Annotated in this window: 12 protein-coding genes; 10 read left to right on the top strand and 2 right to left on the bottom strand. The window is 75.2% G+C overall.

Annotated elements, in window-relative coordinates; genetic code table 11:
- Positions 1–2: 2 nt before the first annotated feature.
- Positions 3–938 (bottom strand): ABC transporter ATP-binding protein, encoded by a 936-nt coding sequence (locus tag ACIQUR_RS21675; protein WP_403666500.1) that lies wholly within the window; start codon positions 936–938, stop codon positions 3–5.
- A gap of 108 nt (positions 939–1,046) precedes the next feature.
- Between ACIQUR_RS21675 and ACIQUR_RS21670 the strand changes: the two genes are divergently transcribed.
- The 6 genes from ACIQUR_RS21670 to ACIQUR_RS21645 all read left to right on the top strand — a co-directional run bounded on the left by ACIQUR_RS21670 (position 1,047) and on the right by ACIQUR_RS21645 (position 6,492).
- The gene (locus ACIQUR_RS21670; protein WP_403666498.1) at positions 1,047–2,225 is read left to right on the top strand and encodes a sensor histidine kinase; all 1,179 of its coding nucleotides are present in this window, start codon (positions 1,047–1,049) and stop codon (positions 2,223–2,225) included.
- Between the two features lie 4 nt (positions 2,226–2,229).
- Positions 2,230–2,880 carry a response regulator gene (locus ACIQUR_RS21665; RefSeq protein ID WP_399947872.1) on the top strand — a complete coding sequence of 217 codons (651 nt, stop codon included), beginning with the start codon at positions 2,230–2,232 and terminating at the stop codon, positions 2,878–2,880.
- Between the two features lie 99 nt (positions 2,881–2,979).
- On the top strand, positions 2,980–4,134 hold the full coding sequence (locus tag ACIQUR_RS21660) for an ROK family transcriptional regulator (RefSeq protein WP_403666494.1): 1,155 nt from the start codon (positions 2,980–2,982) through the stop codon (positions 4,132–4,134).
- 129 nt (positions 4,135–4,263) lie between these two features.
- Entirely contained in the window at positions 4,264–5,316 is a 1,053-nt protein-coding gene (locus ACIQUR_RS21655; protein ID WP_403666491.1) for an aldo/keto reductase, read from the top strand.
- A 223-nt stretch (positions 5,317–5,539) separates the two neighbouring features.
- Positions 5,540–6,136, top strand: coding sequence for an RNA polymerase sigma factor (locus tag ACIQUR_RS21650; protein WP_403666490.1), 597 nt, complete (start codon positions 5,540–5,542; stop codon positions 6,134–6,136).
- Positions 6,133–6,492: a hypothetical protein gene (locus ACIQUR_RS21645; RefSeq protein WP_403666487.1), complete on the top strand. Its 360-nt coding sequence runs from the start codon at positions 6,133–6,135 to the stop codon at positions 6,490–6,492. The genes ACIQUR_RS21650 and ACIQUR_RS21645 overlap by 4 nt, the downstream gene beginning before the upstream one ends.
- A gap of 276 nt (positions 6,493–6,768) precedes the next feature.
- Here the strand turns inward: ACIQUR_RS21645 and ACIQUR_RS21640 are convergent, their stop codons facing one another.
- Positions 6,769–7,530: a GntR family transcriptional regulator gene (locus ACIQUR_RS21640; RefSeq protein ID WP_403666485.1), complete on the bottom strand. Its 762-nt coding sequence runs from the start codon at positions 7,528–7,530 to the stop codon at positions 6,769–6,771.
- A gap of 412 nt (positions 7,531–7,942) precedes the next feature.
- On the opposite strand from ACIQUR_RS21640, the gene ACIQUR_RS21635 reads away from it, so the two are divergent.
- From ACIQUR_RS21635 to ACIQUR_RS21620, 4 genes are all read left to right on the top strand, one after another.
- Complete coding sequence (locus ACIQUR_RS21635) at positions 7,943–8,818, top strand: alpha/beta fold hydrolase (protein ID WP_403666483.1); 876 nt, start codon at positions 7,943–7,945, stop codon at positions 8,816–8,818.
- A gap of 126 nt (positions 8,819–8,944) precedes the next feature.
- A complete protein-coding gene (locus tag ACIQUR_RS21630) occupies positions 8,945–10,576 on the top strand; it encodes an alkaline phosphatase D family protein (protein WP_403666480.1) in 1,632 nt (543 codons plus the stop codon).
- Positions 10,577–10,788: 212 nt separating this feature from the next.
- Positions 10,789–12,207 (top strand): GNAT family N-acetyltransferase, encoded by a 1,419-nt coding sequence (locus tag ACIQUR_RS21625; RefSeq protein WP_403666477.1) that lies wholly within the window; start codon positions 10,789–10,791, stop codon positions 12,205–12,207.
- 312 nt (positions 12,208–12,519) lie between these two features.
- On the top strand, positions 12,520–14,217 hold the full coding sequence (locus ACIQUR_RS21620) for a DUF885 domain-containing protein (protein ID WP_403666474.1): 1,698 nt from the start codon (positions 12,520–12,522) through the stop codon (positions 14,215–14,217).
- The last annotated feature ends 123 nt before the right edge of the window (positions 14,218–14,340 follow it).

The following is a 14,340-nucleotide window of genomic DNA, read 5'->3' as shown; positions in this document are numbered from 1 at the left end:
GATCAGACCTCCTGGGTGGAACGGGCGGGGGACGACGAGGCGAACCGGGTCTCCGTGGCGGTGAGGTCGAGATACGCCTGCTCCAGGGAGGCCCGCTCGTCGGCGAGTTCGAGGACGCCGATCCCCTCTCGGGCGGCCAGGGCGCCGAGTTCCTCGGCACGTATCCCCTCCACCGACCAGCGCCCCTCTCCGGCGGCGGTCAGCGGGTGGCCCTCGCGCCGCAGGACCGCGCGGAGCCGCTCCGGATCGGTGGTGCGGACGCGGGCCCGGGGCGCGCTGCGGGCGTCGATGAACTCCCTCATCGGCATGTCGGCGAGCAGCCGCCCACGGCCCAGCACGACGAGGTGGCCGGCCATGGCGGCGGTCTCGGACATGAGGTGGCTGGAGACCAGCACCGTGCGGCCCTCCCGGGCCAGCCGGCGCGTCAGCTCGCGCATCCATACGATCCCCTCGGGATCGAGGCCGTTCGTCGGCTCGTCCAGCATCAGCACGCCCGGGTCGCCGAGGAGTGCCGCGGCCATTCCGAGGCGCTGGCGCATGCCGAGTGAGAAGGTCCGGATCCGGTGGCGGGCGACCGGGGCGATGCCGGTCTCCTCCATCACCTCGGCCACGCGCCGGACCGGCAGGCGGTTGCTGACGGCGAGCGCGAGGAGGTGGTCCCGTGCGGTGCGCGCACCGTGCGCGGCCTGGGCGTCGAGCAACGCGCCGACCTCGCGCAGCGGCTCGGCGAACGAGGTGTACGGGCGCCCGCCGATGGTGGCGGTCCCCGAGGTGGGGCGGTCCAGCCCGAGGACCAGGCGCATGGTGGTGGACTTGCCGGCGCCGTTGGGACCGAGGAATCCGGTGACGGTCCCCGGGCGCACCGTGAAGGTGAGGTGGTCCACGGCGCGGGTGGCGCCGTAGGCCTTGGTCAGGTCTCGGATGTCGATGCTGTTCATGGCTTCAGCGTGGCCGCCGCCGCCCGCCCCGCTCCTCCCCCGCACGGGGGGATCGTCTCCCCCGCACGGGGGAGACGGAGTGGATCACCGCCCTGGCACGATGACGGCATGTCCCGATTCCTCCGTGCGCCGCTGCGGCCGGTCACCTACACCCGGTGGCTGCACCTGTGGGTGCCCGTACTCGTCGTCGCCGTCTGGCTGTTCGTGTTCCCGGAGTGGCCGTGGGGACCCGCGGTGTGGATCTGGGTGCTGGGGTTCGTGCCGTGGGTGCGGAGCGCCGAGGGTCTGCAGGCGCAGTTCCTGCTGACGCCCGAGGACCGCGGGCGCCGGGACGGACCGATATCCACGACACCGGCCGTGACCTGGCCCGACCGGTGGCGGACGGTGCTGTGGCTGGAACTGCGTCTGGCGTTGGGCGCCGTCGCCTCGCTCTCCACTGCCTGGCTGCCCTTCACGACCGTCGACCTGGTGGTGCGGACGGTGGGCGGTCCGGTCGCGGACGAGACGCTGCTGCCGGTGGAGATGCCCCGCTGGCTGGCGGCCGTGCTGGTCCCGGTGCCACTGCTGGTCCTCCTCGCCCTCATGATACTGCTCGGCGAGCTGGTCACCGCGCTCGCCCGGCGGCTGCTCGGCCCTTCCGCCGCGGAGCGCCTCACGGCCCTGGAGGAGCGCACCGAGCAGCTGCTGGAACGCACGCGGATCGCGCGGGAGCTGCACGACTCGATCGGTCACGCGCTGACCGTGGCGGTCGTCCAGGCGGGGGCGGCCCGCGCGGCCGGCAGCCCCGAGTTCACCGACCGGGCGCTGGAGGCGATCGAGGAGACCGGGCGCGCGGCGCTGGAGGACCTGGAGCGGGTGCTGGTGGTGCTGCGGGAGTCCGGCACGAAGCCCTCGCAGGCACCGACGCTGGCCGAGGCGGACCGGCTCCTGGAGTCCGCCCGCGGATCGGGGTCGCCGGTGGTCGCGCAGTTGTCGGGGCCGCTGGACCGGCTGCCGGGGCCGGTGACCCGGGAGGCGTACCGGATCCTCCAGGAGTCGCTCACCAACGTGCTGCGGCACTGCGGGCCGGTCCCGGTCCGGGTGAGGATCGAAATGACGGAGAAGGAACTGGAGTTGGAGGTGACGAATCCGATGCCGGAGACGACGGGAGCCCTCCCGGCGGGGAGCGGGAGCGGACTGCGCGGACTGCGCGAGCGCGCCGCGCTGCTGGGCGGGGTGGCGGACACCGGGCCGCACTCGGGCGAGTGGCGGGTGCGCGCACGGCTTCCGCTGGAGCGCATACCCTGACCCGATGCCGGTCACCGTACTCCTCGTCGACGACGAGCCCCTGGTGCGCGCGGGGTTGCGCGCGGTCCTGGACGCCCAGCCCGACATCGAGGTGGTCGGCGAGGCCGCCGACGGCGCGGCCGTGGTCCCGCTCGTGCGGTCACTGCGGCCGGACGTGGTGGCCATGGACGTGCGGATGCCGCTGCTGGACGGCATCGAGGCGACCCGGGCCGTGCTGCGCTCGGTGGACGCCCCGCCGAAGATCCTCGTCGTCACGACGTTCGAGAACGACGAGTACGTCTACCAGGCGCTGCGGGCCGGTGCGGACGGGTTCCTGCTGAAGCGGGCCCGCCCCTCGGAGATCGTGCACGCGGTGCGGCTCGTCGCGGAGGGCGAGTCCCTGCTGTTCCCGGCCGCGGTCAGGTCGCTGGCCGCCGAGTACGGCAACCGGGCGGCCCGGGAGGCGCTGGCCGCGGCCGCGCTCACCGAGCGGGAGGAGGCGGTGCTGAGGCTGATGGCGCGGGGGCTGTCGAACGCGGAGATCGCCGGCCGGCTGTTCGTCGGGGCGGAGACGGTGAAGTCGCACGTCAGCGCCATCCTCGCCAAGCTGGGGGCGCGGGACCGCACGCAGGCGGTCATCGCCGCGTACGAGTCGGGCTTCGTGGCACCCGCGTGACGGGTGCCCGGAGAGCCGGGGGACCCCCTCGTCCTCGCCCGGGCGGAGGCGGCGCAGTACGATCCGCCTGAACAGGTGCACGAGCTGGGAGGACACACGTTGGGGCAGCTGACCGGCGGGGATCCCTCTCTGCTCAGGCGGATCAACTCCGCCGTCGTGCTGCGCGCGCTGCGCGCGGCGGGGGCACCCACGCTCACCGACCTCACCCGCGTGACCGGGCTGTCCCGGCCCACGGTCGAGGGTGTCGTGGACGGGCTGATGTCGACCGGGCTCGTCGTCGAGGCGGAGGCCGAGGAGGGGGCGCGCCGCCAGGGGCGTCCCGCGCGGCGCTTCCGCTTCCGTGCCGAGGCGGGGCACCTGCTGGGCATCGAGATCGGCTCCCACCGGGTGGCCGCGCTGTTGTCCGGGCTGGACGGCCGGGTGATCGGCGCCGGGACCAAGGACGTCTCGGAGGCCGCCTCGGCCGACGAGCGGCTGGAGAAGGTCCGGGCCTGCGTGGCGGACCTGCTGCGCCGGGCCGGGGTGCCGCGGGACTCGCTGCGCGCCGTCGGCGTGGGCAGCCCGGGCATCGTGGAGGCGGACGGCACCGTGCGCCTGGGCACCGCGCTGCCCGGCTGGACGGGCCTGCCGCTGGGCGACCGGCTGCGGCGTTCCTTCCGCTGCCCGGTCCAGGTGGAGAACGACGCGAACGCGGCGGCGGTCGCCGAGCACTGGAAGGGCGCGGCCAAGGACGTGGACGACATCGTCTTCGTCATGGCCGGCCTGAGTCCGGGCGCGGGGTCGCTGATCGGCGGGCGGCTGCACCGTGGCTTCGGCGGGGCCGCCGGCGAGATCGGCGCCCTGCACCTGCTGGGCCGGGACGTGACGCCGGAGCGACTGCTGTCGACCACCGGCGAGCCGCTGCACCCGCTGGACGAACAGGCCGTGGCCGAGGTGTTCGCCAAGGCCAGGCGGGGTGACGAGCGCGCCGTGGCGGCGGTGGACCGCTTCATCCAGCGGCTGGTGCACGACGTGGCCGCGCTGGTGCTGGCCATCGATCCCGAGCTGGTCGTGGTCGGCGGCTGGGCGGCCGGTCTGGACGGCGTACTGGACCCGCTGCGCGCGGAGCTGTCCCGGTACTGCCTGCGCCCGCCCCGAGTGGCCCTGTCGATGCTCGGCGAGGCGGCGGTGGCCACCGGCGCCCTCCGGCTGGCCCTCGACCAGGTGGAGGAAGAGCTCTTCGCCATCGAGAAGACGGTGACGTCCCGCCGCTAGCGCCTTTCGCCGGTCGGGTCGGGGGATGGCTTCCGGTTCGGCCCGGGCGCGGGCCTGGCCGTGGCTTGCCCTGCAGTGGGCTCCAGCCCGTAGCGTCGGGGGCACGACCTGGCTGGAGGGGAACGATACGTGCGGTACACACTGTTCGGCAGGACCGGTCTGCGGGTGAGCGAGCTGTGCCTCGGCACCATGACCGTCGGCGACGCCGGGGACGGGGGCGTGGACCGGGAGACCACCTCGCGGATCCTCGACACCTACGCAGACGCGGGCGGCAACTTCCTGGACACGGCCGACATCTATGCCGGCGGCGGCTCAGAGCGGGTGCTGGGCGAGCTGCTCCAGGGGCGGCGCGACACCTTCGTACTGGCCACCAAGTACACCTGCGCGACCCGCGACGGCGACGTCAACGCCGCCGGCAACCACCGCAAGAACCTGGTGCGTTCGGTCGAGGCGAGCCTGGACCGGCTGCGCACCGACCACGTCGACGTGCTGTGGGTGCACGCCCGCGACAACCTCACGCCGGTCGACGAGGTGATGCGGGCCCTGGACGACCTGGTCAGGTCCGGCAAGGTGCTCTACGTCGGGGTCTCGGACTGGCCGGCCTGGGAGATCGCCCAGGCGAACACCCTGGCGGAGCTGCGGGGCTGGACGGCCTTCGCGGGATCGCAGCTCCGGTACAACCTGCTGGAGCGCACCCCGGAGCGTGAACTCCTGCCCCAGGCGCGGGCGTTCGACCTCGCGGTGCTGGCCTGGGCCCCGCTGGCCGGCGGCCGGCTGACCGGCAAGTACCGCCGGGGCGAGGGCGGGCGGCTGGATGCCTGGGAGGTCACGGCGACCCCGAGGGAGGAGGCGGTCGTCACGGCGGTCCTGGAGGTCGCCGAGCAGGGCGGCTGGACGCCGGCCCAGGTGGCGCTGGCCTGGCTGCGGGGCCGGCCGGGCAACGTTGTCCCGATCATCGCCGCCACGAAGGAGCACCAGCTCGCCGACAACCTCGGCAGCCTGGAGGTCCGGCTGGACGCGGACGCCGTCGCCCTCCTCGACGGGGCGAGCGCCGTACCGCTCGGCTTCCCCCACGACTTCCTCGCCGATCCGGCCGTGGTCCGCACCGTCTACGGCGACCGCTGGCAGCGCATCGAGGACCGCCGCTCCACCCACCGCCGCACGCCGACGGAGATCCGCTAGCGCAGCGCCGCCCGCGGGCCCGGCCCCGTGCGGAACGCCGGACCCGCGGACCGGGGTGAATCCTTTTGCGTCCGGCGGGTCTCCTGTAGGTGTGCGGACGACCGCGTCCGCCCCGCACCCCACCGGGAGGATCCCATGACCACCACCGTCGTCATCGTCGCCGCGGCCGCCGTGCTGCTGTGCGCGTGCACCGTCACGCTGCTGCGCCGCCGGGGGCGTCGGCGTGGCTGACCACACCTGGCCCGGCGCCACCCTGGTCGCCTCGGCGCAGCGCGGCGACGTCGAGGCGCTCAGCGCGCTGGTGTACGGGTCCCACCCGCACGTCCAGCGGTTCGCGCACTCGCTGTGCGCCACGCCGCAGGACGCCGAGGACGCCGCGCAGGAGGCGCTGATCATCCTCTACCGGAAGATCGGCATGCTGCGCGCCTCCGGTGCGCTGGCGTCGTGGATGTTCCGTATCGTCCGCAACGAGTGCCTGCGGCGCACCCGCGGTGTGCTCCAGCGCCTGCCGGCGGCCGTCCCCGGCGGCAGCGGGGAGCCGGACGCCTTCGAGGCAGCGGCCGGCGCCGCCCGGTCCGCCGAGGAGGACGTGCTGCTGCGCCTGGAGGCCGAACGCGTGGCGGCCGCCGTCGCCGGGCTCCCGGACGACCAGCGGCAGGTGCTGGTCATGCGGGACATCCAGGGGCTGCCCGGACGGGCCGTCGCCGACCGGCTGGGGCTCAGCACGGCCGCGATGAAGTCACGCCTGCACCGGGCCCGTTCGGCGGTGCGCCAGGCACTGGACGAGGACCCGGCCGCGACGGGGAGGAACCCACGATGACGCCTGACCCGACCACGACCACCGCACCGCCCGCATCCGCACCCCGCGTCGCCGGGCCCGCCGCCACACCCGTCCGCGTCGGCGACGGCGGACCGGCCCGGGGCGGTTTCGCCAGCGCCAGCGTGCCGCGCCACCTGGCCCGGGGCGCCCTCGGTTTCGGCGCGCTCGCCGGCTCCCTGGCCCTGCTGCCCGTCGTGGGCGTGGCGAGCCTGCTGCTCGCCCCGGTCGGCCTGGTCGCCCTGCGGGGCTGTCCGATGTGCTGGGCCATCGGCCTGGCGGAGACGGTCTCGGCCGGCCGCCTGCGCCGCTCCTGCACGGAGGGAAGGTGCGAACTGACCCGCGCGGGGCGGCACTAGGCCCTGTCCTCGGAGGGGTCGGGCGGGCCCGGCTCCGAGCCGAGGGGCGCGGCGCGGGCCCGCGCGGTCGGGCCGTGCCCCTCGGTCGGCTCGGTCCGGCCCCGGGAGCCGGGCACTCGTGATCGTGGAGCTCCGGGAGGACCCCGGAGGGGGAGGACCCGTCGCCCGGCCGGCCGTGACCACCGCCGGCACCTGCGCCGGGCACCGGACGGCACGGCCACGGACACGGCTCCGCCCCGGTCGCCGCTCGCGGCGCCGGGGCGGTGCGGCGTTCCGTCAGGAGGCCTGGCGGGAGGTGTCCGGGTGGATCTCCACGCCACCCGCCGCGCCGAAGGTGAGGCGGCAGGTGTCCGCGCGGTAGGTCGCGACGGAGACGGCAGCGGTGCCCTCGCTCGTGAAGTAGCGGGTGGTCACCAGCAGCACCGGCGAGCCGGGCAGGCGGTCCAGTTCCTTCGCGTCGTCGGCGCGGGCCGAGCCCAGCTCCACCGAGCGGTCCTGGCCGTCGAGTTCGAGGCGGCGCAGCTCCCGCAGCACCGCGCGCGCCCGGGCCGGTCCGGCCGGGGCGTCTATCCCGGAGAGGCCGGGCACCGAGGCTGCGGGCACGTACAGCAGCTCGGCCGCGACCGGCTGGCCCTGCGTGACGCGGATGCGGCGGACGGTGTGGACGCGGGTCCCGGCGTCGACGCCGAGCAGCCGGGCGACCGCGGCGGCCGGCGCGGCCTCCACGGAGTCCACGGGCTGCCAGCCCTCGCCCGCGTCGCCGGGCCAGTCGTGGCGGGCTCCGTCCACGGCGACGCCCACGCGCGGCGGGGCGACGGTGGTGCCGACGCCGCGGCGGCGCTGAAGACGGCCCTCCAGCTCCAGCTGCTCCAGGGCCTGCCGGAGCGTGGCCCTGGCCACGCCGAAGCGGGCCGCCAGCTCACGCTCGTTCGGGAGCACCTCGCCGACGGCGAAGTCCTGATCGAGCGCCTCGCTGAGCACGGTCTTGAGGTGCCAGTACTTCGGCTCCGGCACCGTTTCGAGCTGCGTGGTCCCCACCCTGACTCCTCCTGCTATCGCTGTCTTCCAGCGGCAGTTCCGCGCCTTTGTTTATTAAAGGTTCCTGCACTATCCCTGCGACCATAGGGGCGCGCCACCCTTTGGTCAAGACCAATCCTCATACCTTTGCCGGGCACACCGGGCATACGTATCAGGCCGTTCACAGGATGTTCTTGCGGAGTGCAAAGTCCGCGAATCGGCCTCGACCAGGTGCCGAGGGGGACCCACCCGGCCCGTGGTTACGGGCGCACAGCCGTTGCGGGAACCGGCGGCGGCCGCTGCCTGGCCGGATTTCACGGCGTGTTCCCCAAGATCGGGCCCGCACCCCTTGAACCGCCCCCTACCGGGCGGTAATCATCTGCTGACGCCGCGTCTCACAACGGCGCGTCCCCCGCCTTCGACGAGGAGCAGCATGACCGCCACGGTCTCCTTCCCGCTCGACACACCGGCCGGCCCCCGCGAGGCCACCGTCGCCTACGAGCGCCGCGGCGCGGGCGAGCCCCTCCTGCTCCTCCACGGCATCGGCCACCACCTCCAGGCCTGGCACCCCGTGCTGGACATCCTGGCCACCGAGCACGAGGTGGTCGCCGTGGACCTGCCCGGCTTCGGCGCCTCCCCGGCGCTGCCGGACGGGGTCCCGTACGGGCTCGGCAGCGTCGTACCGGCCCTCGGCTCGCTCTGCGCGACCCTCGGCCTGGACCGCCCCCACGTGGCGGGCAACTCCCTCGGCGGCCTGCTGGCCCTGGAGATGGCCCGCGCGGGACTGGTCCGCTCCGTCACCGCCCTCTCCCCCGCCGGCTTCTGGTCCGAGGCCGAACGCCGCTACGCCTTCTCCACCCTCCGGGCCATGCGCGCGGGCGCCCGCGTGCTCCCCCGGCCCGCGCTGGACCGCCTCTCCCGCACCGCCGCCGGCCGTGCCGCCCTGACCAGCACCATCTACGCCCGGCCGGGCCGCCGCTCCCCCGAGGCCGTGGTCGCCGAGACCCTGGCCCTGCGCGAGGCGCCCGGCTTCGCCGAGACCCTGGCGGCGGGCGAGGGCGTCCTGGTGACCGAGGACGTGCCCGGCCTGCCGGTGACCATCGCCTGGGGCACGCGGGACCGGCTGCTGCTGCGCCGCCAGGGGGTGCGGGCCAAGCGGACCCTGCCGGGCGCTCGGCTGGTCCGGCTGCCCGGCTGCGGACACGTGCCGATGAACGACGACCCGGCGCTGGTCGCCCGCGTCATCCTCGACACCGCGCGCGAGGCCTCGGCCGTGGCCGGCGGTCCGGCCCGGACCGCGACTGTCTGACGGCTGTTCACCGGCGGTTCGCGCGGCGGACGTCGGGGCCCGGTGTGCCGTCGGCACACTGGTCCGGCCCCCGCCCGGCCACCCCGCGGCGGGGGTCCCCCATGGTCCCCGCCCGGAGGCGCACCGATGACGCAGCCCAGTCCCGACCGCCGTTCCCTGGTACGCGGTTCCCTCGCCGCGACCGCCGCGCTGGCCCTGCCGGCCGTACCGCTCGCGGCACCGGCGGAGGCGGCCGCCGGCAGGGCGCCGGCGGAGGCCGCCGCCCGTACGGCGCCGGCCGTCCCCGCCCTGGCCCTGTCCGGCCGCCCGCAGGCCCTGTGGGGCGTCCAGTCCGGCGAGGTCACCGCGCACTCCGCGCTGGTCTGGGTCCGCTCGGACCGTCCCGCCCGGATGCTCGTGGAGACCTCGCCGAGCGAAACGTTCCGCTACGGCACGCGCCGCTGGTACGGGCCCCTGCTCGGCCCGGCCACGGACCACACCGGCGTCACCGCCCTGCACGGGCTGCCCGCGGGCACCCGGATCCACTACCGGGTGCTGCTCGCCGACCCCGCCGACCCCCGCCGCACCTCGGAGCCGGTGGCCGGCAGCTTCCGCACCGCGCCCGTGCTGCGCCGCACCGGCGTGCGCTTCCTCTGGTCAGGCGACCTGGCCGGCCAGGGCTGGGGCATCAACCCCGACCGCGGCGGGCACCGGGTCTTCGACGAGATGCGGGCCCTGGACCCGGACTTCTTCCTCTTCAGCGGCGACACCGTCTACGCCGACGGCCCCCTCCAGGCCACCGCCGTCCAGCGCGACGGCCGCGTCTGGCGCAACCTCACCACCCCCGAGAAGTCGAAGGTCGCGGAGACCCTGGACGAGTTCCGCGGCACCTTCCGCTACAACCTGCTCGACGAGCCGTACCGGCGCTTCCAGGCCCAGGTGCCGGTCATCGCCCAGTGGGACGACCACGAGGTGCGCAACAACTGGTACCCGGGCCAGCTCCTGGACGACCCCCGCTACACCGTCAAGGACGTCGACATACTGGCCGCCCGCGCCCGGCAGGCCTTCGGCGAGTACTTCCCCCTCGCCGCGCCCGCGCCGCGCGCCCAGGGCCGGATGTACCGGGTGGTCCGCCACGGCCCGCTGCTGGACGTGTTCGTCCTCGACATGCGCACGCACCGCAACCCCAACTCCCCGGGACGCCAGGACAACGACCCGGTCGGCATCCTCGGCGCAGGCCAACTGGGCTGGCTCAAGCGGGAGCTGTCGCGCTCGCGGGCCGTGTGGAAGGTCATCGCCGCCGACATGCCCCTGGGCATCGTCGTGCCCGACGGCGCCGCCGACTTCGAGGCCGTCGCCCAGGGCGACCCGGGTGCGCCCCTCGGGCGGGAGCTCCAGATCGCCGAACTCCTGCGTCACATCAAGCACGAGCGCATCACCGGCACCGTCTGGCTCACGGCGGACGTGCACTACACCGCAGCACAGCGGTACGCGCCGGAGCGGGCCGCCTTCGGCGACTTCGCGCCCTTCTGGGAGTTCGTCTCGGGCCCGATCGGCGCCGGCGCCTTCCCCGCCGGCCGGCTCGACCGGACCTTCGGCCCCGAGCAGGTGTACGTGCACGCGCCGGCGGTCCCGAACCTGTCGCCGGACGAGGCTCCCCCGCACTACGGCGAGGTGGTGATCGACGGGGACTGCGGCGAGCTGACCGTCCGGCTGCGCCAGGAGGGCGGTGCGGTCCTCTTCAGCCGGGTGCTCACGCCGGGGCGCGTGGGGCAGTAGGGTGGCGGAGTGCCGGCCGGGCGCGGATCCGCGACGCCCCGGCCCCGGCACGCCGGCCCTCGGCCCCCCGCACCGGGCCTCGCGCCCCACCCCCGGGCCCGTACTCCGGAAGGCCCCCACGAAAACAGGACGAAACCGGCCAGATCCAGCTTTTACCAGCCGGTCACAGTACGTTCGTGATCACGCAACACCCCGGGGCCAGAGTGGTGTGCATGACTGACCGCACCCCTGCCGAAGCCCAGCACGCCCACCGCCACCACTGGCGCCGTGACGTGGTCGAACTCGCCGCGCTGTTCACGGCCGTGGCCGTGGCCGACGCCCTCGCCAACCTCGTGGTGCACGGCCCGGAAGGGCCCTACCTCCTGGTGGCCTCGGCGGTCGCCCTGCTCATCACGGCCGGATTCCACACCTGGTGGGCGCGGCGGCACAGCCATGCGCCGCCCCGCCCGCCGGCACCGGCCTCCGCCGCCCCCGGATCCGGTGCCGCACCCCGCCGTCAGGCGCCTGCGCCCGCCTCGGGCACCCTGTGGCGGATGCGGACGACCGTACGGGACGAGCCGGGCAGCCTCGCGGCCCTGTGCACGGCCCTGGCCCGCCACGGCGTCGACATCCTCTCGCTCCAGACCCACCCGCTCGCCGAGGGCGGCACCGTCGACGAGTTCCTGCTGCGCGCGCCCCAGGAACTGCCCGCCGCGGAACTGACCCGGACCGCGGCCCTGGCCGGCGGCCACAGCACCTGGACCGAGCGGGCCGACGCCCACGACCTGGTCGACGCGCCGACCCGGATCCTCGGACTGGCCACCCGCACCGCCCTCGACGCCGCCGAACTGCCCCTCGCGCTCCGCCAGCTGCTCGGCCGGTGCACGATCCACTCGATCCCCGCGACCACCCTCTCCGGCCGGCCGAACGCGGCCGCCGACGCACCCGTCGAGGGCGTCCTGGAGGCCACGGTGATGCGGCTGCGCGACCCGTCGGGCGGCGCCATCACCATCGAGCGCCCCTACCTGCCCTTCACGCCCACCGAGTTCGCCCGGGCCCGTGCGCTGGTCGAGCTCGACGCCCGGCTCGGCCCGCGCGTACCGCGCAGCCAGGACGTGCTCACCCTGCCGGAGGGCAACGAGATCACGGTCCGCCGCGCGGACACCTCCGACCTGGCCGCCGCCCGCGCGATGCACGACCGCTGCTCGCCCCGCACGCTGGCCCTGCGCTACCACGGCCCGGTCAACGACGCCGACCGCTACCTCGACCACCTGCTGAGCCCGCGCTTCGGCCGCACCCTGGCCGTGCAGACCGCCTCGGGCCGGCTGGTCGCGCTCGGCCACCTCCTCTGGGACGGCGACGAGACCGAGGTCGCGCTGCTCATCGAGGACGACTGGCAGCGCCGCGGCATCGGCTCCGAACTGCTGCGCCGGCTGCTCGCGATGGCCGTCGAGGCCGGCTGCGACAGCGTGTACGCCGTCACCCAGTCCTCCAACACCGCGATGGTGGCCGCCATGCGGGGTCTGGGCCTCCCCCTCGACTACCAGATCGAGGAGGGCACCCTGGTGATCACCGCCCGCCTGGACGCGACTCCGGTACGCTCCCGCCTCGCCTACGACGTGCCGCAGGACCGGCCGACCCACCAGCGCTGACGGCGGCACGGACTCGGATCCGGACGATCTTCGCCAGCCCTCCGGATCCGCCCCCGCCGCAGGTCCCGGCCCGCACCGTGCCCCCGGCCCCGCCCCGCGGGACCGGGGGCACGCCCGTCACCAGCCGGTACGGGCGCGCGCCCCCCACGCGCCGCCCCCGCGCGCCGGAGCACCCCGCCGGCCCCCACCCCCCGGCCACCCGGCGGAATCCGGCCGCCGGCAGGTCAGAGCGCCCCTCCCGCCCCCCGCGCGACAGGCGGCCGGGGCGAAACGGTGGTGACGCGGGGCCCTTCTTCGTACGAAGATGTCCGCATGTCAGACACCCTCAACGGCACCCTGCTGCCCCGCCAGGTCGCGGACGCGTACGTCGACGACCTCATCGCCCTCGACCCGCTCACCGGCACCTACCTGGGTGTCGCCGAGAGCTCGCGCAAGCTCCCGGACTTCTCCCCCGCGGGCCGCGAGGCCGTCGCCGAGCTGGCGCGCACCACGCTGCGCAGGCTCGACGCCGCCGAGCAGCTGCCGGGCGCGGACACCGACGCCGAACGTCGCTGCGCGCGCCTGCTGCGCGAGCGACTGACCGCCGAACTCGCCGTGCACGAGGCCGACGAGGACCTGCGCGCCGTCTCCAACATCCACTCGCCGGCCCACGCGGTGCGCGAGGTGTTCACGATCACCCCCGCCGAGACCGAGGAGGACTGGTCCGCGATCGCGGAGCGGCTGCGGGCCGTCCCGGCCGCCTTCGAGGGCTACCGCTCCTGCCTCGAACTCGGCCTTCAGCGCGGGCTGTACGGCGCCCCGCGCCCGACCGCCACCTTCGTCGGCCAGCTCAGCGCCTGGGCCGGACAGGGCGAGAAGGGCGAGCCCGCCTTCTTCACGGACTTCGCCGCGGGCGGGCCGGAGGCGCTGCGCGCCGAGCTGGACGAGGCCGCGGCCACCGCCACCGCGGCGGTGGTCGCCCTGCGCGACTGGATGCGCGACGTGTACGCCCCGGCCGTCGAGGGCCGCGCCGAGACGGTGGGCCGCGAGCGCTACGCCCGCTGGGCGCGCTACTTCAACGGCACCGACCTCGACCTGGACGAGGCGTACGCGTACGGCTGGGCCGAGTACCACCGCCTGCACGCCGAGATGAAGGCCGAGGCGGCGAAGATCCTGCCCGGGGCCACCCCGTGGGAGGCGCTGAAGCACCTCGACGAGCACGGCACGCACATCGAGGGCGTCGACGAGGTCCAGGCCTGGCTGCAGGGCCTGATGGACGAGGCGATCGACGCGCTGGACGGCACGCACTTCGAACTCGCCGAGCGGGTGCGGAAGGTGGAGTCGCGGATCGCGCCCCCCGGCGGCGCCGCGGCCCCGTACTACACCGGCCCGTCCGAGGACTTCTCCCGGCCCGGCCGCACCTGGCTGCCCACCATGGGCGCCACCCGCTTCCCGGTGTACGACCTGGTGTCGACCTGGTACCACGAGGGCGTCCCCGGCCACCACCTGCAGATCGCGCAGTGGACGCACGTGGCGGACCAGCTCTCCCGCTACCAGGCCACCATCGGCATGGTCAGCGCCAACGCGGAGGGCTGGGCGCTGTACGCCGAGCGCCTGATGGACGAGCTGGGCTTCCTGAAGGACGCCGAGCAGCGCCTGGGCTACCTGGACTGCCAGATGATGCGCGCCTGCCGGGTGATCGTGGACATCGGCATGCACCTGGGCCTGGAGATCCCGGCCGACTCGTCGTTCCACCCGGGCGAGCGGTGGACCCCCGACCTCGCGCAGGAGTTCTTCGGGCTGCACAGCGGCCGCCCGGCGGACTTCGTCGAGAGCGAGCTGACCCGCTACCTCTCGATGCCGGGCCAGGCCATCGGGTACAAGCTCGGCGAGCGCGCCTGGCTGCTGGGCCGGGACAACGCCCGCAAGGCGCACGGCGACGCGTTCGACGCCAAGGCGTGGCACATGGCGGCCCTGTCGCAGGGCTCGCTGGGCCTGGACGACCTGGTGGACGAGCTGTCGAAGCTCTGACCCGGGGCGCGCGGAGACCGCGCACCCGACGGACGCACGCACGCGTGGCGTGCGCGAACGGCCGCCCGTCCCCTGCCGGGGGCGGGCGGCCGTTCGCGTGCGGGGCGGCCCGGGGGCCGTCGG

Source organism: Streptomyces sp. NPDC101132, from assembly GCF_044759225.1.
In the GTDB taxonomy this organism is placed as follows: Bacteria; Actinomycetota; Actinomycetes; order Streptomycetales; family Streptomycetaceae; genus Streptomyces.
Note: the sequence above shows the minus strand (reverse complement) of the source record. Positions and strands in the feature narration are given on the sequence as shown.

Excerpts from the sequence above, each read along its gene's own strand:
- ACIQUR_RS21665 (WP_399947872.1), top strand. The coding sequence starts at position 2,230 with ATGCCGGTCACCGTACTCCTCGTCGACGACGAGCCCCTGGTGCGCGCG.
- ACIQUR_RS21630 (WP_403666480.1), top strand. The coding sequence starts at position 8,945 with ATGACGCAGCCCAGTCCCGACCGCCGTTCCCTGGTACGCGGTTCCCTC.
- ACIQUR_RS21620 (WP_403666474.1), top strand. The coding sequence starts at position 12,520 with ATGTCAGACACCCTCAACGGCACCCTGCTGCCCCGCCAGGTCGCGGAC.
- ACIQUR_RS21635 (WP_403666483.1), top strand. The coding sequence starts at position 7,943 with ATGACCGCCACGGTCTCCTTCCCGCTCGACACACCGGCCGGCCCCCGC.
- ACIQUR_RS21625 (WP_403666477.1), top strand. The coding sequence starts at position 10,789 with ATGACTGACCGCACCCCTGCCGAAGCCCAGCACGCCCACCGCCACCAC.
- ACIQUR_RS21645 (WP_403666487.1), top strand. The coding sequence starts at position 6,133 with ATGACGCCTGACCCGACCACGACCACCGCACCGCCCGCATCCGCACCC.
- ACIQUR_RS21670 (WP_403666498.1), top strand. The coding sequence starts at position 1,047 with ATGTCCCGATTCCTCCGTGCGCCGCTGCGGCCGGTCACCTACACCCGG.
- ACIQUR_RS21675 (WP_403666500.1), bottom strand. The coding sequence starts at position 938 with ATGAACAGCATCGACATCCGAGACCTGACCAAGGCCTACGGCGCCACC.